Below are 19,590 nucleotides of genomic sequence, written 5' to 3'. Positions count from 1 at the left end.
CTTCCCGCCTCTTCGGCATCGTTCCCCGCCTCTCGCCCGGCCTCGGCCGTCTGCCCTCTGCCGTCACTCTGGCGTCGCGCCCCGCGCGGCGCTGTAGCCGTTTACACACCCGGCCGCAGCAGGTCGCGGGCCGGGGGTGGGACGGCGTCGTTCACCGCGCCGGTCGACGTCCTCGGCGCGTGGAAGAAGAGGCGCCGCCCAGCAGCCGCAGGGGCTCCAGGTCGGCGACGGTGATGACCTTCGGTCCGGTGTGCACGAGCCCTTGCTCGCGGAGCAGACGCAGCGCCTTGGCCACCGCCTCGCGGGTCGCGCCGATCGCGGCGGCGATCTCGTGCTGGGACAGGGGAAGGCGGATGACCACCGCGCCGTGCTCCTTGCGGCCGGTGCGGTCCGCCAGCTCCACGAGGCAGGCGGCCAGCCGTTCCAGGACGGTGGCCGAGGCCAGGGAACTGCGCTGGTCGTCCGCGCTGCGCAGGCGTTCGGTGAGCTGCGCCATCACCAGCCCGGACACGAACGGCCGGGCCGCCATGAAGTGCCGGAAGCGGTCGCCGGGTACGGCGAGTGCCTCCACGGTGTCCAACGCGCTCACCGTGGCGCTGCGGGCGCGGCCGTCCAGCGCGGCCATCTCGCCGACCAGTTCACCGGTCTGACGCAGCGCCAGTATGAGACGGCCGCGCTCGGTCGCCCGCCACACGGTGCACCAGCCGCTCAGGATGACGAGCACGAACGTGCCGGACTCGCCTTCGCCGAGGAGTTCCTCCTGCGGCTCGTAGACCCGCCGATGCCCGAGCCTCGACAGCGCCTGCCGATCGGCTTCGCCCAGCTTCTCCAAGAACGCCTGGTGTTCCCCGAACAGCCCCATGTGGCCCCCCACCGGCTCCGTGCGACACACAGCGTATTCCCCGCGTCACTCGTTTTCAGCCGAACGGAGGGGCCGGATGTTAGTCCTGCGACGCGTACGGCAGGAAGGTCGACCAGGCGGTGGGGGTGAGGGTGAGGCGGGGGCCGTCGGTGTGCTTGGAGTCGCGGACGTGGACGGTGCCGGGGGTCTTCGCGATCTCGACGCAGGAGTTGCCGTCGTTGCCGCCGCTGTAGCTGCTCTTGAACCACGCCAGTTCGGCCTTGCGGATCATGTTTCTCCCAGCAGTTGCTCGATGAAGGCCAGCGACTCCCCCGGCGAGAGCGCCTGAGCCCGGATGGTGCCATACCGCAGCTCAAGGATGCGCAGGTGCCTGGGCTCAGTGAGCGCCCGGCTGTTGAAGGCTCCGTCGGAGCGCCCCACCGCCGTGCCGTCCGGGAACTTCAGCAACTCGATCCGTCCGTCCAGTCCGGAATGGGTGTCACAACCCGTCGGCATCACCTGGAGCACGACATTGTGCAACCGGCCCACCTCCAGCAGGCGTTCAAGCTGCTCACGCCAGACCATTGTGCCGCCGATGGGGCGTCGCAGCGGACCCTCTTCCAGGACGAAACTGAGCGCCGGAGCGGGCGAGCGCTCGAAGACCGACTGCCGGGCCAGCCGGGCGGCCACCATGCGTTCCACGTCGTCGGGCGAGTACGGCGGCTGCGCCGCGCCGATCACGGCACGCGCGTGCCCCCTCGTCTGCAACAACCCGGGGATGATGTGGCACTCGTACAGCCCGATCTCAACCGCCTTCCCCTCCAGCTTCCCCAACTCCCGCACCCGCTTCGGATACCGGACCTTCTTCACGTCCTCCCACGCCGCCGCGATCAACCCACCCGCGTCCAGCACCGCGTCCGCCCTGTCCAGGTACTCCTGCCGGGGAATCCGCTTGCCGCCCTCGACCTTGTAGACCAGGTCCTCCCCGTACCCGACCGCCTCTCCGAACTCGGCGGCCCGCATCCCCACCGCCTCGCGGCGGAGCTTCAACTGCCGCCCCACCGTGGTGATGACCGCGACGCCCCACTCGTCGTCGGGGTCCACCTCCCACCCCGGCTCGCCCGTCTCGACCGTCATCCCGCGCCCCTTCGTCGTACTGGCCGTGTTGCCCTCAGCGCCCTACCCGTACGCCCCGCTCCGACAGCCCCGACAGCAGTGGACAACCACCGGACAGTGACTGTACGTACCCGTTGAGTCACTTCTCACCGTACGCACGTGCCACCACGCTGAGTGACGTGAACCAGAAATCCGCCGAACTCACGACGTCCGTCCGCAACTTCAGCGTGCAGCTCTCCTCCACGCCGCGCGGGGCGCGTCTCGCCCGTCTGCTCGCGGCCGAGCAGCTCCGGAGCTGGGGCCTGCCCCAGGACCCCGCACGCCAGCTCGTGGCCGAGCTGGCGGCCAACGCGGCGGAACACGGACGCGTCCCCGGGCGCGACTTCCGGCTCACGCTGTATGTCGTCGGCGACTTCCTGCGCGTCGAGGTCACCGACACCCGGGGCGAGCGGCTCCCCTGCCCGCAGACGCCCGCCCCGGACGCGGAGTCGGGGCGCGGCCTGCTGCTCGTCGAGGCGCTGGCGCACCGGTGGGGGGTCGTGGAGGGGCGTTTTCCGCGGAAGACGGTGTGGGCCGAACTGCGCTGCCAGGCAACGGAGTACACCCCGTGAAGGATCATGTCCGACATGACCAACACCTCACGCCGTAACGTGCTCACCTTCCTCGCCGCCTCGGCCGCCACCGTCCCCCTGGCCGGCGCGGCCGTCGCCTCGCCCGCGCGTGCCGCCGGGCAGGGCGCGGCCGCACCGGCGTCCGCTCCGGCCGCCCTGACCGCGGCCCGCTCCTCCGTGACGACGGCGCCGCTGGGGCCCGACTGGTTCGGTCACCTCACCCTGGCGTCCCGGCTCACCGCCACCGTGCTGCCGGGCACCCCCGCCCGCACCGAGGTCACCTCCGGCGGCAGACGCGTCGCGCTGCTGACCCACGGTGCCCGCAGCGTCCTGGTGCCCGGTCCGCGGCGGACGTTCACCGAGAACAAGAAGCCCTTCGTGGACGACTTCGTCCGGACGCTGCCCGACCCGGCGCTGCCCGCGGCCGACCGGACGTACTGGGGCACGTCACCCGGCGGCGGGAGCTGGTCCACCCTCGGACCGGTCGACGCCGACTACTCGGTGAGACCGGGGGCCGGGGCCATCGCCCTCAGCACCGACTACGCCAGCCGTCACGCCACCCTGCGGGACGACGGGATCACCGACGTCGACGTGCGGTCCGTCGCGCGGTTCGACAAGGTGCCGACCGGTGACGCCTGCTCGTACGCCCTGTCGTTCGGGTACCAGGACACCCACAACAACTACCGGGCCCGGCTCTCCTTCACCACGTCCGGGGCGGTGCAGTTCCGGGTGGAGAAGGAGGTCGACGACACGGTCACCCAGCTCGCGGCGGAGGTGACGCTCGCCAGCGGTGTGCCGGCCGGTACCGACTGGACGATACGGGTGCGGCGCGAGGGCACCAGGATCCGCGCCAAGGCCTGGCCCTCGGCCGGCGCCGAGCCCTCCGGGTGGGCCTTCGACGTCACCGACGCCACCTTCGGCAAGGGCCGCGTCGGCCTGCGCGCCCTCGCCAACCGGGGCTGCGCCAACCTGCCGGTGACCCTGCTCGTCAGCCAGTACGAGGTGACGGCCGCGGACTGGGCGGCGCCGCCCGTCGTCACCCACTCCTCCTGGGTGCGGGTGCTGCCCGAACCCTTCGACGGGGTCTGGACACCGGAGCTGGAGGAGGCCGTGCGCGGCTGGTGCGGCTCGACGGCGCCGGACGTCCTGGCGTACGCCGCCATGTTCCTGGCCGGAGCCGCCCCCGTGGACGCCGGTGCCGGACCGGCGGAGGGCAGGCGGGTGCTGGGCGAGGCGGGCTACGGCTACCTGGATCCGCGGGGCCACCGCTACGAGGGCGCCGACTTCCACGAGTACATGCACAGCGGCTGGACCTTCCCGGACGGCGCCTACACCGGCCCGTCCGCCAAGCAGGCCGGGAACCTGGACTGCTCGGGGTACACCCGCATGGTCTACGGCTACCACCTGGGCGTACCGCTGGCGGCGGGCCAGGACACCTCGGGCACCCGGCTGCCCCGCAAGTCCCGGGACATGGCCGACCACGCGCCCGGTGTGCGCGTCGCGCGGACGGACGGGGCGAAGCCGCCGACGGCCGAGCAGCTCCAGCCCGGCGACCTGGTCCTGTTCAACGCCGACTCGGGGGACGACACCGAGACCGCCACGGCGGACCACGTCGGCATCTACCTCGGCGAGGACGGCGCGGGCGGGCGCCGCTTCCTCTCCAGCCGCAAGACGGCGAACGGGCCGACCATGTCCGACCTCGGCGGGGCCTCGCTGCTGGACGGCACGGGCACGTACGCGAGGACGCTGCACACGGTGCACCGCGTGTGAGCCGTACGGCCGTCACCGGCGACCGGCGGCCTCAGGAAGCCATTCTGGTCTGTACCAGCCTCTTGCCCCCGCCCCTCCCCCGCCGCAAGCTCCCCCTATGGAGCTGGAGTTGCGGCATCTCAGGACGGTCCGGGCCATCGCCGACGCCGGCAGCCTCACCAGGGCGGCGACGGCTCTCGGGCTGGCGCAGCCCGCGTTGAGCGCGCAGCTGAAGCGGATCGAACGGGCGCTGGGCGGGGCGTTGTTCGTCCGGGGGCGGCACGGGGTGCGGGCCACCGCGCTCGGGGAGCTGGTGCTGGAGCGCAGCCGGATCGTGCTGCCCGCGGTGACCGAGCTGCAGCAGGAGGCGGCCCGGTTCGCGCGGGCCCCGCGGACCGCGCGGCACCTGCGGCTGGGCGGCACCCACGGCCCGCTCCTCGGCGCCCTGGTGGACCGGCTCGCCGACGTGGCGCCGGACGCCCGGATGACGACCTGCACCTCCTGGTCGGAGCGGGAGCTGGCCGAGCAACTGGCCGACGGCAGGCTCGACTTCGCGCTCGCCGGGACCTGCGGATCGGCGGCCCCGCCCGGTGCCGAGGGGCTGGTCTGGCGGGAGGTCGCCGTCGACCCGGTCTTCGTGATGATGCCCGGCGGCCACCCGCTCGCCGACCGGCCGGAGGTGGACCTGACCGAGCTGGCGGGCGAGGAGTGGGCCTGCGTACCCGGCGACGGCTGCTTCGGCGACTGTTTCACCGCGTCGTGCGCCCGCGCCGGGTTCACCCCGCGCCGCATGTACGAGACCGACACCGCGTCCCTCGTGCACCTGGTGCAGGTGGGCCGGGCGGTGGGCCTGTGCCGGGCGACCTTCCCGACCACCCCCGGCATCGTCACCCGCCCGCTCACCGGCACCCCGCTGGCCTGGCGGCACCTGCTGGGCTGGCACGAGGTGACGCAGCAGCGGGACACCGCCGCGACCGTGCTGGCGCAGGCGCGGATGGCGCACGCGGGCGTGGCGGCGGGCAGCGACAGCTACACCGAGTGGATGGCGACGCACCGCGTACCGTGACGGCGCTTTCCATAACGCCGGGGAGAGGGTCGGCCGACGTCTTATGGACACCGGTCGTCCCTCCCTACGGTTTCGGCACCTCCCCACCGAGACCGAGGAGATCCCCCATGCCCCACCGACACCGACAGACCAGAGCCGTGGGTGCCGCCGTCGCCGCGACGGCCGCCCTGCTCGTGGCCGGGCTCAGCGGCTCCGCGAGCGCCGGGACGGCACCCTCCCCCGCCGCGCCCACGGCCGCCGAGGCGCTGCGCGCCGACGCCGCCCCGCCCGCCCTGCTCCGGGCCATGGAGCGCGACCTCGGCCTCGACCGGGAGCAGGCCGAACGCCGGCTCGTGAACGAGGCCGAGGCCGGTGCCGTCGCGGGCCGGCTGCGGGCCGACCTCGGCGGCGACTTCGCGGGCGCCTGGGTGCGGGGCGCCGAGTCCGGCACGCTGACCGTGGCGACGACGGACGCGGCCGACGTGGCGGCGATCGAGGCGCGGGGCGCGGTGGCCGAGGTCGTCCGGCACTCGCTCGCCGACCTGGACGCGGCCAAGTCCCGGCTGGACCGGGCGGCCGCTCACCGGGACACCACCGACGCGCCGGTCCGGTACGTCGACGTACGCACGAACACGGTCACCGTGCAGGCCGTACGCCCGTCCGCGGCCCGCGCCCTCCTCGACGCGGCCGGTGTCGGCGCCGGGCTCGCGCGCGTCGAGAAGTCGGCCGAGCAACCCCGCCCGCTGTACGACCTGCGGGGCGGCGAGGCGTACTACATCAACAACAGCGGGCGCTGCTCGATCGGCTTCCCCGTCACCAAGGGCACCCAGCAGGGCTTCGCCACCGCCGGTCACTGCGGCCGGGCGGGCGCGAGCACGAGCGGCGCCAACCGGGTGGCCCAGGGCACGTTCCAGGGGTCGATCTTCCCGGGCCGCGACATGGCCTGGGTGGCCACCAACTCCCAGTGGACGGCCACGCCCTACGTCAACGGGGCGGGCGGTCAGAACGTGCAGGTCGCCGGGTCGACGCAGGCCCCGGTCGGCGCGTCCGTGTGCCGCTCCGGTTCCACCACCGGCTGGCACTGCGGCACCATCCAGCAGCACAACACCAGCGTGACCTACCCCGAGGGCACCATCAGCGGCGTCACCCGCACCACGGTGTGCGCCGAGCCCGGCGACTCGGGCGGCTCGTACATATCCGGCAGCCAGGCGCAGGGCGTCACCTCGGGCGGCTCGGGCAACTGCAGCAGCGGCGGTACGACGTTCTACCAGCCGATCAACCCGCTGCTCCAGAACTACGGCCTCACCCTGAAGACGACCGGTGACGGCGGCGAGGACCCGGGCGAGCCCGGAGAGCCCGGCGGCACCTGGGCGGCCGGCACCGTCTACCAGGCGGGCGACACGGTGACGTACGGCGGCGCCACCTACCGCTGCCTCCAGGGCCACCAGGCCCAGCAGGGCTGGGAGCCGTCGAACGTACCGGCGCTGTGGCAGCGGGTGTGAGCGGCTGAGAGCCCCACGAGCCCCACTGGGGACGACGGGGAGGGCCCGGGTGTGCGCAGGGAGAGCGCACCCGGGCCCGGTCGCGCCGCCGGGCGTCAGGTGCGGGTGACCTTGCCGCAGGACCCGTCCGGTGTGAGGGGCTCCGTGCGGTCGTACGGGTCGATCGCGGGCCCGGTGGGCCGCTCGCCGTCGGGGCCGTCGTCGGCGAACCCGGGGTGCAGGAAGCCGTCGTGGACGTCGCAGTCGGTGTTGTTGTGCTCGGCGAAGTACTTCTCCAGCAGCAGCTTGCCCTCGGTCACGTCCCAGGCGGCCGGGTCGTTGAGCGTCAGGGTCAGTTCGCGGCGGACGATGGTGCGGGCCACCGGGCCGTCGGGGTCGTTGGTCCGCACCAGCGGGTAGACGAAGGTGTAGTCGGCGTTCACCTTCACCTCGCCGGGCTCCCCGGCGGCGAGCGTCATGCGGCCGCGGACCTTGACCACGTCGCCGGCCAGGCGGGTCTCCGCCGGGTCGAAACGGGTGAAGAGCAGGAGCGGGTCGTACTCCTCGTCCGGTGCGCGCAGCGACCGGCGCAGCTTGGGCAGCAGCTCCGGCTGTTTCGGGTCGAGGACGGCCAGCGCTTTGTCCGGCTGCTCGCCACGCAGGACGCCGGGGTCCAGGTTGGCGGCGACCAGGAGGTCCTTGGTGCGGCGCAGCGCGACCGCCACGTCGTCCTCGCTCATACCGGAGAGCGCCTTCGCCTTCGGTACCTCGATGGCGTCGGCGCCCTCGGCCCACTGTTCGGCGGGCGAGCCGCGGAAGGGGTGCTCGCGGGTGGCCCGCCCGGTGTCCGCGGGGTCGCCGGGGGCGCCGGTCGGCCGGGCGGTCTCGGCCGCCAACGGCTGTCCGGAGCCGCCGCCGCCGTCGTCGTCGGGCAGCACCAGCGAGGGCCGTACGGCGACGACCGCGAGCGCCGCCAGGACCAGCACGCCGAGGGCCGTGCCCACCCGCCGCTTCCGGGAGCCGCCCGCCGACGGCGCCGGGCCGGTACGCCACCCCGGCGGGGCCGGCGGTCCCTGGTTCTTCCGCCCGCCACGCGGGTCGGCGCGCCGGGCCGCCTCGTCTTCCTCCCGCAGCCGCCGGGCCACCATCCGGGCGCGCGCGGAGGGCTCCTTGGGCGCGGAGGTGCCGCCGCCTTCGGCGGCCTCCCGCAGGAACGACTCCAGTTGCTCGTCGGACAGGGAGGACGACGGGTCGTCGTCGGAACGGTCGGGGGGCGGGACGGTACTCACGGACTCACTTTCCGGTGCGGGGCGGCGGCGGCCGGCGGGAACTTCCGGCGATCAATCGTGCCGTCCCGTGAAGGAGAAGTGCAGGGCCGCGATGGGTTCGTGACCCAATCACAACCCCGCCGCGGGCGGCGAACTGGCCGCCTCACGCCCGCAGATACGCCAGGACCGCCAGCACCCTGCGGTGGGTCTCGGTCGCCGGGGGCAGGTCGAGCTTGGTGAGGATGCTCCCGATGTGCTTGCCCACCGCCGCCTCGGAGACGACGAGTTGGCGGGCGACCGCCGCGTTGGACCTGCCCTCCGCGACCAGCGCGAGCACCTCCCGCTCACGCGGGGTGAGCCGCTCCAGCGGGTCCCGGCGGCGGCGCAGCAACTGGCGTACCACCTCCGGGTCGACGACCGTGCCGCCGTCCGCGACCTCGGTCAGCGCCTCGACGAACTCCTCGACCTGGCCGACGCGGTCCTTGAGCAGGTAGCCGACGCCCGTTCCGTCACCGGAGTCCAGCAGCTCGGCGGCGTAGGTCCGCTGCACGTACTGGCTGAGGACGAGGACGGGCAGGGCCGGGCTCCGCTCCCGCAGCCGCACCGCCGCGTGCAGGCCCTCGTCCTGGAAGCCGGGCGGCATGCGGACGTCGGTGACCACGACGTCCGGAGCGTGCTCGGCCACCGCCGCGACCAGCGCCTCCGCGTCCCCGACGGCGGCCACCACCTCGTGCCCGCAGCGGGCGAGCAGGCCGGTCAGCCCGTCCCGCAGCAGCACGCTGTCCTCGGCCAGCACTACGCGAAGCGTTCGGTCCACTCGCAAGGAATCTCCACGCGCAACAGGGTCGGTCCGCCCGGCGGGCTGGACAGGGAGAGTCTGCCATCCAGCACCGACACCCGGTCGGCGAGACCGGTCAGCCCGCTGCCCGCCCCGGCGTCGGCGCCGCCCCGGCCGTCGTCGCGGACCTCCAGGAACAGCCGTCCGTCGAGGTGCCCGCCGGTCACCTCCGCGCGGTCGGCGCCGCTGTGCTTCCCGACGTTGGCGAGGGCCTCGCGGACCACGAAGTAGGCGGCGGCCTCCACCGCCTGGGGCAGCCTCCCGGCCAGCTCCAGGGTGACGTCGACGGGCACGGCGGACCGGTCGGCGGCGTCGGCCACCGCGGCCTCCAGGCCGTAGTCGGCGAGGACCTTGGGGTGGATGCCGTGGATCAGCTCCCGCAGTTCCTCCAGCGCCTTGCCCGCCTCGCCGTGCGCCTTCGCCAGCTGATCGGCCAGCGGGCCGGGCGGCGCGTCCAGCCGGGCCAGGCCGAGGGCCATCGTCAGGGCCACCAGCCGCTGCTGCGCCCCGTCGTGCAGATCGCGCTCGATGCGGCGCCGCTCCGACTCGAACGCGTCCACCAACCGCACGCGCGAGCGGGTCAGTTCGACGACCCTGGCGCCCAGGTCGCCGTCGCGCGGGGCGATCAGGGCACGGGTCAGCTCGGCCCGCGCACCTGCCGCCAGACCCAGCGCGTAGCCGCCCAGGGCGAGGAGCAGCAGGCCCAGCAGCGCGGCCCCGAACGCGGTCGGCCAGGTGGTGACCGTCCACGTCTTGAGCACCTTCGCCTCCTCGCCGCCGCCGACGGTCGCCATCAGCAGCGGGGTGGCCACCATGGACAGCGGTGTGGCCAGGGCGGCGGTGACGATCACGGCGTCCACGGGCCAGAGCAGACCGGCGAACAGCAGGGCGTGGCCCAGCTCCCGCCAGGTCGCCCGCTCCCGCAGCCGGGTGGTCAGCCAGGGCCACAGCCCCGGGACGGCCGGCCGCCGGTGCCGGTCCGGGGCGGGGTCGCGGTCCACGATGCGCAGCCGGTACCGCTCCAGGTGGGCGACGGGTATGCCCGCGAGGGCGGTGAGGACCAGCAGCGGCAGGCCCACCACGACGACGGCGAGGACACCGGCGACGGTGGCGGCGGCCACGATCCCCACCAGGGTCACGGCACCGGCCACCGCCCCGGTCACCAGGTGGGCGACCGCGCGCCAGGGCCACGCCGACAGCAGGAAGCCGGGGGCGGACATGGCCTGCCACACGTTCCGAGGGTGCATGCGGATCACCGTAGAACTCCCCTCCGCGGCCAAGCCATCGGCCCAGGGGGCGCTTCGGGGGTATGGCCCGCCCTACCCCGGTTCTCGCCTCCGCCTCACTGCGCCGCAGGGGCCGCGGACGGTTTCGTGGAGTCACCGACGCAGGAGGCGACGAAGGTGGAGTGGGGACACATGAACAACAGCGCGGTCCACGCGGTCCGGTTGCGGTCCGTCAGCAGACGGTACGGGGCGGGCGACCACACCGTGACGGCCCTCGACGGGGTCTCCCTGGCCTTCCCCAGGGGTAGCTTCACCGCCGTCATGGGCCCTTCCGGCTCGGGCAAGTCGACCCTCCTGCAGTGCGCCGCCGGTCTCGACCGGCCCACGTCCGGGTCGGTCGTCGTCGGGGACACCGAGCTGACCCGGCTGAGCGAGACCAGGCTGACGCTGCTGCGCCGCGAGCGCATCGGCTTCGTCTTCCAGGCGTTCAACCTGCTGCCGTCGCTGACCGCCGAGCAGAACGTGGCGCTGCCGCTCCGCCTGGCCGGACGCCGGCCCGACCGCACACAGGTACGCGAAGTACTACGGCAAGTGGGACTCGGCGACCGGGCCAGACACCGCCCCACCGAGCTGTCCGGCGGCCAGCAGCAGCGCGTCGCCCTGGCCCGCGCCCTGATCACCCGCCCCGACGTGCTCTTCGGCGACGAGCCGACCGGCGCCCTGGACTCGCGGACCGGCCACGAGGTGCTGACCCTGCTGCGCGGCATGGTCGACGACGCGGGCCAGACCGTCGTCATGGTCACCCACGACCCGGTCGCCGCCTCCTACGCCGACCGCGTGGTCTTCCTCACCGACGGCCACGTCCACGGCGACCTGACCGGCGCGACCGCCGCCGACATCGCGTCCCGCATGACGCGGCTGGAGGCCGTGCCGTGCTGAGCCTCGCGGTGCACGCCGTCATGCGACTTCCCCTCGCCACGCTCCCGACGGCTGGAGGCCATGCCGTGCTGAACCTCGCCATGGACGCACCCGCCCGGGGGCCGGAGCCGTTCGCCCGCGTGGGCGGCGTACCAGCCGGTTCGGGCGCCGACGACATCGCCACCCGCACGACCCGGCCGGAGGCCCTCCCGTGCTGAGTGTCGCCCTGCGCACCCTGCGCACCCGCTGGGTCACCTTCGTCGGCAGCTTCGTCGCGCTGTCGCTGGGTGTCGCCCTGCTCGCCGTGACGGGACTGGCCCTCGCCTCGTCGCTGGACGCGCCCGAACGGGAGCCGGAGCGGTTCGCCGCGGCGCCGGTCGTGGTGCGCGGTCAGGACACCCTGCGGGTGCCCACGCCGGTCGGCGACCGCACCCACGAGCTGGCCCAGCCGCGTGCCGTGCCGGACGGGACCGTCGCGGAACTGGAGCGGCTCGGCCGGGTCGTCGCGGACCGGTCCTTCCCGGTACGCGCCGAGGGCGGGCCCGCTGACCTGGTGGGCCACCCGTGGTCCACCGCCGCGTTCGCCCCGTACGCGATCGACGCGGGCCGCGCGCCACGCACCGCCGGGGAGGTCGTCGTCACCGGCGGCTGGGCCGCGCCGGGCGAGCGGCTGCGCACCGACCGCGGAACCGTCAGGGTCGTGGGCACCGTGCCGGACCGCGGCTTCGAGAACGCCGTCTTCTTCACCGACGCCGAGGCCGCCCGGCTCTCCCCCGTCAGCCTTCAGCTCACGGTCGACGCGGACGCCTCGGCGGTGCGGGACGCGGTGCGCGGCAGCCCGGGGGTGCGTGTCCTCACCGGGGACGACCGCAGGTTCGCCGACACCGATCCGGACCGGGACAGCGAGGCGCTGACCGCGATGAACGCCATGTTCGGCACGGCCGGCGGCGTCACCGCCTTCGTGTCGGTGTTCGTCGTGGCGTCCACGTTCGCCTTCACCGTGGCGCAGCGGCGCCGGGAGTTCGGGCTGCTGCGCACCGCCGGGGCGACCCCGGGGCAGCTCCGCGCGCTGGTGCTGGCCGAGGCCCTGGGGGTGGGCGTGCTCGCCTCCGCGGCCGGCTGCGGGCTCGGCGCGTGGGGTGCGCCGCACCTGGCCGCATGGGTGGTCGACAGCGACCTGGCACCGGCCTGGTTCACCATCGGCGACCACACCTGGCCGTACCACATGGCCTTCTGGACGGGACTCCTCGTCGCCCTGTGCGGCGTGCTCGCCGCGTCCTGGCGGGCGGGCCGCACCGGCCCCACGCAGGCGCTGCGCGAGGCGTCCGTGGACACCGGTGCGATGACCAGGGGCCGGTGGCTGTTCGGCGGGGGCCTGCTGCTGACCGCGCTGGTGACGCTCGGCATCGCGCTGGCCGATGACCCCGGCGGCCTGCTGCACCGCAAAACGTACGTGAGCCGCCCGATGCTGCTGATCACCGCGGTCGCGATGCTCGCCCCCGTCGTGGTGGGACCGCTGTCCCGGCTGCTGGCCTGGCTGCCCGCCCGGCTGCCGGGCGCGACGGGCCTGCTGGTGCGGGAGAACGCCGCTGCCGGGGTGCGCCGTACGGCCGCCGTCGCGGCGCCCGTGCTGGTGACGGTCGCCCTCGCGGGCTCGCTGCTCGGCGCCACCGCGACGCTCGCCGAGGCCGAGGCCGCCGAGACGCGCGAGCGGACCGCCGCCGCCTTCGTGGTCACGGCGGCGTACGGCGCGGGCCTCGACGCCCGGACCGTGGACCGGCTGCGCTCGGTGCCCGGCGCGGTGGTCTCCCCGACCGCGTCGAGCGCGGTGTACGTCCTGGAGGAGGGCACCGCGCTCATCAGGTCCGACGCGCGTGCCGTCGCCGACCCCGAGGCCCTCGCCGCCACCGCCCGGCTCCCGCTCACGGAGGGCAGGGCGACCGACCTCGACGACGCCTCGATCATCGTCAACGGGGAGTGGGAGCGGCACTCCGTGGGCCGGAGCGTGCGGGTGTGGCTCGGGGACGGCACCCGCAGGACGCTGCGCATCGCCGCCGTGATGGCGACCGGCACCGGCGGCAACGGCGTCTACGTCACGCGGGCCAACGCCCCCGGCGCCCCGGTCGACCGGGTGGACGTCGCCCTCGCGGACGGCGCCGACGCCGGGGCGGTGGCCGCGGGGCTGCGCGAGGCGGTGGGCGCGACCGGCGGGCGGGTGTCGAGCCGGGACGAGTGGGTCGCGGCCGCCTCCCCGGGGACCAACGGCACGACCCGGGCCGGCCTCCTCCTGGTGCTGGGCATCGCCCTGCTCTACACCGGGATCTCCCTGGTCAACACCATGGTGATGGCCACCGCCGACCGGGGGCGCGAGCTGGCGGTGCTGCGGCTGGCCGGGACCACCCGATGGCAGGTGCTGCGGCTGGTCGGTGCCGAGTCGCTGCTGGTGGTGGCGGTCGGCGCGCTGCTCGGGCTGGTGGTGGCCGGGCTCAACCTGGCGGGGATGTGGGGCGCGCTGGGCCTGCTCTCGGTGGACACCACCATCGAGCTGCCGTGGGCGGCCCTCGGCGGGGTCGCGGCCTCCTGCGCCGTCCTGGCGGTGATCGCCTCGGTGGTCCCGGCGGCGCTCGCCACGCGACGCCGCGCGGTGGAACTGGCGGGTGCGCGGGAGTAACACCCCCGAGCGGCCCGGTCCCACACGCCGGACATGCGAAGGGCCCGTACGACCGGAGTCGTACGGGCCCTTTCAGGCATCAGCCCATGTCAGGTCGGTGGACCGACAAGCAAGCGGAGCTTACTTGTTGATCTTGGTGACCTGGCCGGCGCCCACGGTCCGGCCACCCTCGCGGATGGCGAACTTCAGGCCCTCTTCCATGGCGACGGGCTGGATGAGGTCCACCTTCATCTCGGTGTTGTCACCCGGCATGACCATCTCGGTGCCCTCGGGGAGGGTCACGACGCCGGTCACGTCCGTCGTACGGAAGTAGAACTGCGGACGGTAGTTGTTGAAGAACGGCGTGTGGCGGCCACCCTCGTCCTTGGACAGGATGTAGGCCTGCGCCTCGAACTCGGTGTGCGGGGTGACCGAGCCCGGCTTGATGATGACCTGGCCGCGCTCGACGTCCTCGCGCTTGATGCCGCGGAGCAGGAGGCCGACGTTCTCACCGGCCTGGCCCTCGTCGAGCAGCTTGCGGAACATCTCGATGCCGGTGACCGTGGTGGTGGTCTTCTCGGTCTTGATGCCGATGATGTCGACGGTCTCGTTGACCTTGAGGATGCCGCGCTCGATACGACCGGTGACGACGGTGCCACGACCGGTGATCGTGAAGACGTCCTCGATCGGCATCAGGAACGGCTTGTCGACGTCGCGCTCGGGCTCCGGGATGGCCTCGTCCACGGCCTTCATGAGCTCGAGGACCGAGTTGCCCCACTCCTTGTCGCCCTCGAGGGCCTTCAGAGCGGAGACCTTGACGACCGGAACGTCGTCGCCCGGGAACTCGTACTCGGAGAGGAGCTCACGCACCTCGAGCTCGACGAGCTCCAGGATCTCCTCGTCGTCCACCATGTCGGCCTTGTTCAGGGCGACGACGATGTACGGAACGCCGACCTGGCGGGCCAGGAGCACGTGCTCCTTGGTCTGCGGCATCGGGCCGTCGGTCGCGGCGACCACGAGGATGGCGCCGTCCATCTGCGCCGCACCCGTGATCATGTTCTTGATGTAGTCCGCGTGACCGGGGCAGTCGACGTGCGCGTAGTGGCGCGTCTCGGTCTGGTACTCGACGTGCGCGATGGAGATGGTGATACCGCGCTGGCGCTCCTCGGGAGCCTTGTCGATCTGGTCGAAGGCCGAGGCCTCGTTCAGCTCGGGGTACGCGTCGTGCAGCACCTTGGTAATGGCGGCCGTGAGGGTCGTCTTACCGTGGTCGATGTGACCGATGGTGCCGATGTTGACGTGCGGCTTAGTCCGCTCGAACTTCGCCTTCGCCACTGGGGTCCTCCTGTGGAGTGGTTCTGTACGCCTTACTCATCGGCGCCAGGTGATCTTTGCTGGAAAGCCCGGGTGCCGGGGGCATTCCGCCGGTTTGCGGCGGAATGCCCCATGCAGGCTCCGGGGTCAAGCCTAAAGCGTGTTCACGGGGTCCGTTGAACGGAGTCCGTTACTCGCCCTTGGCCTTCGCGATGATCTCCTCGGCGACGTTCCGGGGAACCTCGGCGTAGGAGTCGAACTGCATCGAGTAGCTTGCGCGACCCGACGTCTTGCTGCGGAGGTCTCCGACGTAGCCGAACATCTCCGACAGCGGCACGAGGCCCTTTACGACGCGGGCACCCATCCGCTCCTCCATGGCCTGGATCTGGCCACGGCGGGAGTTGATGTCGCCGATGACGTCACCCATGTAGTCCTCGGGCGTGGTGACCTCGACGGCCATCATCGGCTCCAGGAGCACGGGCGAAGCCTTGCGCGCGGCCTCCTTGAAGGCCTGCGAACCGGCGATCTTGAAGGCGAGCTCGGAGGAGTCGACCTCGTGGTAGCCACCGTCGATGAGCGTGACGCGAACGCCGGTCATCTCGTAGCCGGCCAGGATGCCGAACTGCATGGCCTCCTGCGCACCGGCGTCCACCGAAGGGATGTACTCCTTCGGGATGCGGCCACCGGTGACCTTGTTCACGAACTCGTACGAGGCGTCGCCACCCTCGATGGGCTCGATCGCGATCTGCACCTTGGCGAACTGACCGGTACCACCGGTCTGCTTCTTGTGGGTGTAGTCCACGCGCTCGACGGTCTTGCGGATCGTCTCGCGGTACGCGACCTGCGGCTTGCCGACGTTGGCCTCGACCTTGAACTCACGGCGCATGCGGTCGACCAGCACCTCGAGGTGCAGCTCGCCCATACCACCGATGATGGTCTGGCCCGTCTCCTCGTTCGTGTGAACCTGGAAGGACGGGTCCTCCTCGGCCAGGCGCTGGATCGCGACGCCCAGCTTCTCCTGGTCACCCTTCGACTTGGGCTCGATGGCGACCTGGATGACCGGCGCCGGGAAGTCCATGGACTCCAGGATCACCGGGCTCTTGTCGTCGGACAGCGTCTCACCGGTGGTGGTCTGCTTCAGGCCCATGACGGCGACGATGTCGCCGGCGCCCACCGACTCGATCTCCTCACGCTTGTTCGCGTGCATGCGGTAGATCTTGCCGATGCGCTCCTTCCGGCCCTTGACCGAGTTCAGTACGGCGGTGCCGGACTGCAGACGGCCGGAGTAGACCCGGACGAAGGTGAGCTTGCCGAGGTGCGGGTCGCTCATGATCTTGAACGCGAGGGCGGAGAGGGGCTCCTCCTCCGACGGCTTGCGCTTGACGACGACCTCGGGGTCCTTGACATCGTGGCCCTCGATGGCCTCGACGTCGAGCGGGGTCGGCAGGTAGCGCACGACCGCGTCGAGCAGGGGCTGGACGCCCTTGTTCTTGAACGCGGTGCCGCAGAACACCGGGGTGACCGTGGTGTCGCTGGACTTGCCGGAGGCGATGGTGATGCGACGGATCGCGGCGTAGAGCTGCTCCTCGGTGGGCTCCTGGCCCTCCAGGAACATCTCCATGACCTCTTCGTCGTTCTCCGCGACGGCCTCGACCAGCTTGCCGCGCCACTCCTCGGCGGCCTCGGTGTGCGTGGCCGGGATGTCGACGGTGTCGTACATCTCGCCCTTGGCGGCCTCGGCGGACCACACGAGCGCCTTCATGCGGACCAGGTCCACGACGCCCTTGAAGTCGGCCTCGGCACCGATCGGGAGCTGCATGACGAGCGGCTGGGCGCCCAGGCGGTCCGAGATCATCTCCACGCAGCGGTGGAACTCGGCGCCGGTGCGGTCCAGCTTGTTCACGAAGCAGATGCGGGGCACGCCGTAACGGTCGGCCTGACGCCACACCGTCTCGGACTGCGGCTCGACACCGGCGACACCGTCGAACACGGTCACGGCACCGTCGAGCACCCGCAGAGAACGCTCCACCTCGACGGTGAAGTCGACGTGCCCCGGGGTGTCGATGATGTTGATCGTGTAGTCGTTGTCCTCGAGCGGCCAGTGACAGGTGGTCGCAGCAGACGTGATCGTGATGCCACGCTCCTGCTCCTGCTCCATCCAGTCCATCGTGGCGGCGCCGTCGTGGACCTCACCGATCTTGTAGCTGACGCCGGTGTAGAACAGGATCCGCTCGGTGGTGGTCGTCTTGCCCGCGTCGATGTGGGCCATGATCCCGATGTTGCGGACCTTGGCCAGGTCAAGTGAAGTGGTAGCCATAAGGCTTCAGTCTTCTCTCGGTCTCGATGGGGGTAGCGACTACCAGCGGTAGTGCGCGAAGGCCTTGTTGGACTCGGCCATCTTGTGCGTGTCCTCGCGCTTCTTCACAGCGGCACCGAGGCCGTTGGAGGCGTCGAGGAGCTCGTTGAGCAGACGCTCGGTCATGGTCTTCTCGCGACGGGCGCGGGAGTAACCGACGAGCCAGCGCAGCGCGAGGGTGTTGGCGCGACCGGGCTTGACCTCGATCGGCACCTGGTACGTCGCACCACCGACGCGGCGGGACTTGACCTCGAGGGTCGGCTTGATGTTCTCGAGAGCGCGCTTCAGCGTGATGACCGGGTCGTTGCCGGTCTTCTCGCGCAGGCCCTCCATGGCGCCGTAGACGATGCGCTCGGCGGTGGAGCGCTTGCCGTTCAGCAGCACCTTGTTGATCAGGGAGGTCACCAGAGGAGAACCGTAGACCGGGTCGATGATGACCGGGCGCTTCGGGGCGGGGCCCTTACGAGGCATTCTTACTTCTCCTTCTTGGCGCCGTAGCGGCTGCGGGCCTGCTTGCGGTTCTTGACACCCTGGGTGTCGAGGGAACCGCGGATGATCTTGTAGCGAACACCCGGCAGGTCCTTCACACGGCCGCCGCGCACGAGCACGATGGAGTGCTCCTGCAGGTTGTGCCCCTCACCCGGAATGTAAGCGGTGACCTCGATCCCGCTGGTCAGACGCACACGCGCGACCTTACGCAGGGCCGAGTTCGGCTTCTTCGGGGTGGTCGTGAACACACGCGTGCAGACGCCGCGACGCTGGGGCGAACCCTCGAGTGCGGGCGTCTTGTTCTTCTCGACCTTGTCCTGCCGGCCCTTCCGGACCAGCTGCTGGATCGTAGGCACTACTTCTCCGGTTTCTGTGTGCCGAATGGTGAAGCTAACCCGGAACGTCGCCGACCCACGCGGTCGGGTGTGTCGAAGCCGCGAACCCCTGCCGCCAGGCGGGAGAAAGCGCGGATTGCGGTGGCCGGTCACGACCCTCACCGCGGTTGAAGACACGCACGAGGGCCAGGGCACACCCCAGGCACAAGGTCTGAGCGTACCTATCGCATTCGCTGCGGTCAAAACAAATGGGCGGCGCGGGTATCCGTACCCGATTCGTCCCGTTGCGCCCCGATCGACCCGTCCCCGGGCGCGGGCGCGGCTGCGGGTACGGGCGCGGGTGCCGCCGTGTCGTCCCGGACGAAGTACGTCGGCCGGTTCTGCACCGCCGTGTATATGCGCCCGACATACTCACCGAGCAGACCGACGCAGATCAGCTGCACCGCGCCGATGAACACGATGCCGGTGAAGAGCGAGGTCCAGCCGGGGACCGTGCGGCCCAGCGCGAAGGCGGTCAGCGTGTAGACCAGCAGCCCCAGGCAGACCACGAAGGCACCGGCGCCCAGCCAGGTGGCGATGCGCAGCGGGGCCGCCGAGAAGCCGGTGACGCTGTCGACGGCGAGGCGGATCATCCGGCCCAGCGGGTACTTCGTGCGGCCGGCGGTGCGCGGCGCCCGCTCGTAGGTCACCGAGCCGCTCGGGAAGCCCAGCCACGGCACGAGGAGCCGGTAGACCCGCTGCTGGTCCGGCAGGGCCTTCAGCGCGTCCACGGCGGCCCGGCTGAGCAGCCGGAAGTCGCCGGCCTGCGCGAGCACGTCCGGGCCCGCCAGGCGCCGCATCAGGCGGTAGTAGACGCCGGCCGACCACCGCTTGAACCCGGAGTCGCTGCTGCGGTCGGCCCGCACGCCGTAGACGATGTCCAGGCCCTGCGTACGGGCCAGCTCCAGCATCTCGGGGATCTTCTCCGGCGGGTCCTGGAGGTCGGCGTCGAGACTGACGACGTAGGCGCCCACCGCCCGGTCCAGACCCGCGGTGAGGGCCGCCTGGTGTCCGGAGTTGCGCCGCAGCGCGACCACGCGCAGCTCCGGCCAGCCCAGCCGGAAGGCGGCCAGCAGCTCCGCCGTGCGGTCACCGCTGCCGTCGTCCACCACGACGACCTCGTGCCGCACGCCCAGCTCCGTCAGGACCGGGCGCAACCTGCTGACCAGCGCGGGCAGGACCTCTTCCTCGTTGTACATGGGTATGACGACCGACAGCACGACGGGTTCGTGCTGGTCCGCGTCCGGTTCCTCGGGCACCGCGCCTCCCCTCCCCCTGACACTGAGCACAGATGTGCGACTCTTGTGCGATCTT

Annotated in this window: 18 protein-coding genes; 7 read left to right on the top strand and 11 right to left on the bottom strand. The window is 72.3% G+C overall.

All coding sequences use genetic code 11. The annotated features are described in order from the left end of the window. Positions 1-151: 151 nt before the first annotated feature. From ACFC1X_RS09465 to ACFC1X_RS09455, 3 genes are all read right to left on the bottom strand, one after another. Entirely contained in the window at positions 152-862 is a 711-nt protein-coding gene (locus tag ACFC1X_RS09465; RefSeq protein WP_376350401.1) for a Crp/Fnr family transcriptional regulator, read from the bottom strand. A 79-nt stretch (positions 863-941) separates the two neighbouring features. Further along, positions 942-1,133 carry a DUF397 domain-containing protein gene (locus tag ACFC1X_RS09460; RefSeq protein ID WP_376350398.1) on the bottom strand — a complete coding sequence of 64 codons (192 nt, stop codon included), beginning with the start codon at positions 1,131-1,133 and terminating at the stop codon, positions 942-944. Beyond that, a complete protein-coding gene (locus ACFC1X_RS09455; protein WP_376350395.1) occupies positions 1,130-1,978 on the bottom strand; it encodes a helix-turn-helix domain-containing protein in 849 nt (282 codons plus the stop codon). The genes ACFC1X_RS09460 and ACFC1X_RS09455 overlap by 4 nt, the downstream gene beginning before the upstream one ends. Positions 1,979-2,136: 158 nt before the next feature. On the opposite strand from ACFC1X_RS09455, the gene ACFC1X_RS09450 reads away from it, so the two are divergent. The 4 genes from ACFC1X_RS09450 (at position 2,137) to ACFC1X_RS09435 (ending at position 6,864) form a co-directional block, all read left to right on the top strand. Continuing rightward, complete coding sequence (locus ACFC1X_RS09450) at positions 2,137-2,568, top strand: ATP-binding protein (protein WP_376350393.1); 432 nt, start codon at positions 2,137-2,139, stop codon at positions 2,566-2,568. A 15-nt stretch (positions 2,569-2,583) separates the two neighbouring features. Then, a complete protein-coding gene (locus tag ACFC1X_RS09445) occupies positions 2,584-4,338 on the top strand; it encodes an NlpC/P60 family protein (RefSeq protein WP_376350390.1) in 1,755 nt (584 codons plus the stop codon). A 97-nt stretch (positions 4,339-4,435) separates the two neighbouring features. Then, positions 4,436-5,383 carry a LysR family transcriptional regulator gene (locus tag ACFC1X_RS09440; RefSeq protein WP_376350387.1) on the top strand — a complete coding sequence of 316 codons (948 nt, stop codon included), beginning with the start codon at positions 4,436-4,438 and terminating at the stop codon, positions 5,381-5,383. Between the two features lie 107 nt (positions 5,384-5,490). Next, on the top strand, positions 5,491-6,864 hold the full coding sequence (locus tag ACFC1X_RS09435) for a carbohydrate-binding protein (protein WP_376350385.1): 1,374 nt from the start codon (positions 5,491-5,493) through the stop codon (positions 6,862-6,864). A 95-nt stretch (positions 6,865-6,959) separates the two neighbouring features. Here the strand turns inward: ACFC1X_RS09435 and ACFC1X_RS09430 are convergent, their stop codons facing one another. The 3 genes from ACFC1X_RS09430 to ACFC1X_RS09420 all read right to left on the bottom strand — a co-directional run bounded on the left by ACFC1X_RS09430 (position 6,960) and on the right by ACFC1X_RS09420 (position 10,196). Further along, positions 6,960-8,132: a hypothetical protein gene (locus ACFC1X_RS09430; RefSeq protein ID WP_376350383.1), complete on the bottom strand. Its 1,173-nt coding sequence runs from the start codon at positions 8,130-8,132 to the stop codon at positions 6,960-6,962. A 142-nt stretch (positions 8,133-8,274) separates the two neighbouring features. After that, positions 8,275-8,907, bottom strand: coding sequence for a response regulator transcription factor (locus ACFC1X_RS09425; RefSeq protein WP_234958184.1), 633 nt, complete (start codon positions 8,905-8,907; stop codon positions 8,275-8,277). Beyond that, entirely contained in the window at positions 8,907-10,196 is a 1,290-nt protein-coding gene (locus ACFC1X_RS09420; RefSeq protein WP_376350381.1) for a sensor histidine kinase, read from the bottom strand. Before ACFC1X_RS09420 ends, ACFC1X_RS09425 begins: the two co-directional genes overlap by 1 nt. Before the next feature lie 171 nt (positions 10,197-10,367). On the opposite strand from ACFC1X_RS09420, the gene ACFC1X_RS09415 reads away from it, so the two are divergent. Genes ACFC1X_RS09415 through ACFC1X_RS09405 form a run of 3 tightly spaced genes read left to right on the top strand, consistent with a single transcriptional unit; the run spans position 10,368 to position 13,764 of the window. Further along, positions 10,368-11,114 carry an ABC transporter ATP-binding protein gene (locus tag ACFC1X_RS09415; RefSeq protein ID WP_376350378.1) on the top strand — a complete coding sequence of 249 codons (747 nt, stop codon included), beginning with the start codon at positions 10,368-10,370 and terminating at the stop codon, positions 11,112-11,114. Then, positions 11,108-11,311 carry a hypothetical protein gene (locus tag ACFC1X_RS09410; protein WP_376350375.1) on the top strand — a complete coding sequence of 68 codons (204 nt, stop codon included), beginning with the start codon at positions 11,108-11,110 and terminating at the stop codon, positions 11,309-11,311. The genes ACFC1X_RS09415 and ACFC1X_RS09410 overlap by 7 nt, the downstream gene beginning before the upstream one ends. Further along, positions 11,305-13,764, top strand: coding sequence for an FtsX-like permease family protein (locus tag ACFC1X_RS09405; RefSeq protein ID WP_376350373.1), 2,460 nt, complete (start codon positions 11,305-11,307; stop codon positions 13,762-13,764). Before ACFC1X_RS09410 ends, ACFC1X_RS09405 begins: the two co-directional genes overlap by 7 nt. 120 nt (positions 13,765-13,884) lie before the next feature. Here ACFC1X_RS09405 and tuf read toward each other — a convergent pair whose 3' ends face one another. The 5 genes from tuf to ACFC1X_RS09380 all read right to left on the bottom strand — a co-directional run bounded on the left by tuf (position 13,885) and on the right by ACFC1X_RS09380 (position 19,535). Further along, positions 13,885-15,078: an elongation factor Tu gene (gene tuf, locus ACFC1X_RS09400; RefSeq protein WP_376350370.1), complete on the bottom strand. Its 1,194-nt coding sequence runs from the start codon at positions 15,076-15,078 to the stop codon at positions 13,885-13,887. A gap of 169 nt (positions 15,079-15,247) precedes the next feature. Beyond that, the gene (gene fusA, locus ACFC1X_RS09395) at positions 15,248-17,374 is read right to left on the bottom strand and encodes an elongation factor G (RefSeq protein WP_376350367.1); all 2,127 of its coding nucleotides are present in this window, start codon (positions 17,372-17,374) and stop codon (positions 15,248-15,250) included. Between the two features lie 39 nt (positions 17,375-17,413). Continuing rightward, a complete protein-coding gene (gene rpsG / locus ACFC1X_RS09390) occupies positions 17,414-17,884 on the bottom strand; it encodes a 30S ribosomal protein S7 (protein ID WP_003974303.1) in 471 nt (156 codons plus the stop codon). A 2-nt stretch (positions 17,885-17,886) separates the two neighbouring features. After that, positions 17,887-18,258 carry a 30S ribosomal protein S12 gene (gene rpsL, locus ACFC1X_RS09385; protein WP_003948652.1) on the bottom strand — a complete coding sequence of 124 codons (372 nt, stop codon included), beginning with the start codon at positions 18,256-18,258 and terminating at the stop codon, positions 17,887-17,889. A gap of 218 nt (positions 18,259-18,476) precedes the next feature. Further along, positions 18,477-19,535, bottom strand: a complete 1,059-nt coding sequence (locus tag ACFC1X_RS09380) for a glycosyltransferase family 2 protein (RefSeq protein WP_376350362.1) — start codon at positions 19,533-19,535, stop codon at positions 18,477-18,479. Positions 19,536-19,590 lie beyond the last annotated feature (55 nt).

This window comes from Streptomyces sp. NPDC056128 (assembly GCF_042263835.1).
Taxonomy (GTDB): domain Bacteria; phylum Actinomycetota; class Actinomycetes; order Streptomycetales; family Streptomycetaceae; genus Streptomyces.
The sequence above is the reverse complement of the archived record's forward strand: the minus strand, read 5'-3'. Positions and strand labels throughout refer to the sequence as shown.

Coding starts and splice junctions, on each gene's coding strand:
- ACFC1X_RS09420 (WP_376350381.1), bottom strand. CDS start 10,196: ATGCACCCTCGGAACGTGTGGCAGGCCATGTCCGCCCCCGGCTTCCTG.
- rpsG (WP_003974303.1), bottom strand. CDS start 17,884: ATGCCTCGTAAGGGCCCCGCCCCGAAGCGCCCGGTCATCATCGACCCG.
- ACFC1X_RS09435 (WP_376350385.1), top strand. CDS start 5,491: ATGCCCCACCGACACCGACAGACCAGAGCCGTGGGTGCCGCCGTCGCC.
- ACFC1X_RS09455 (WP_376350395.1), bottom strand. CDS start 1,978: ATGACGGTCGAGACGGGCGAGCCGGGGTGGGAGGTGGACCCCGACGAC.
- ACFC1X_RS09440 (WP_376350387.1), top strand. CDS start 4,436: ATGGAGCTGGAGTTGCGGCATCTCAGGACGGTCCGGGCCATCGCCGAC.
- ACFC1X_RS09465 (WP_376350401.1), bottom strand. CDS start 862: ATGGGGCTGTTCGGGGAACACCAGGCGTTCTTGGAGAAGCTGGGCGAA.
- ACFC1X_RS09445 (WP_376350390.1), top strand. CDS start 2,584: ATGACCAACACCTCACGCCGTAACGTGCTCACCTTCCTCGCCGCCTCG.
- fusA (WP_376350367.1), bottom strand. CDS start 17,374: ATGGCTACCACTTCACTTGACCTGGCCAAGGTCCGCAACATCGGGATC.
- ACFC1X_RS09460 (WP_376350398.1), bottom strand. CDS start 1,133: ATGATCCGCAAGGCCGAACTGGCGTGGTTCAAGAGCAGCTACAGCGGC.
- ACFC1X_RS09415 (WP_376350378.1), top strand. CDS start 10,368: ATGAACAACAGCGCGGTCCACGCGGTCCGGTTGCGGTCCGTCAGCAGA.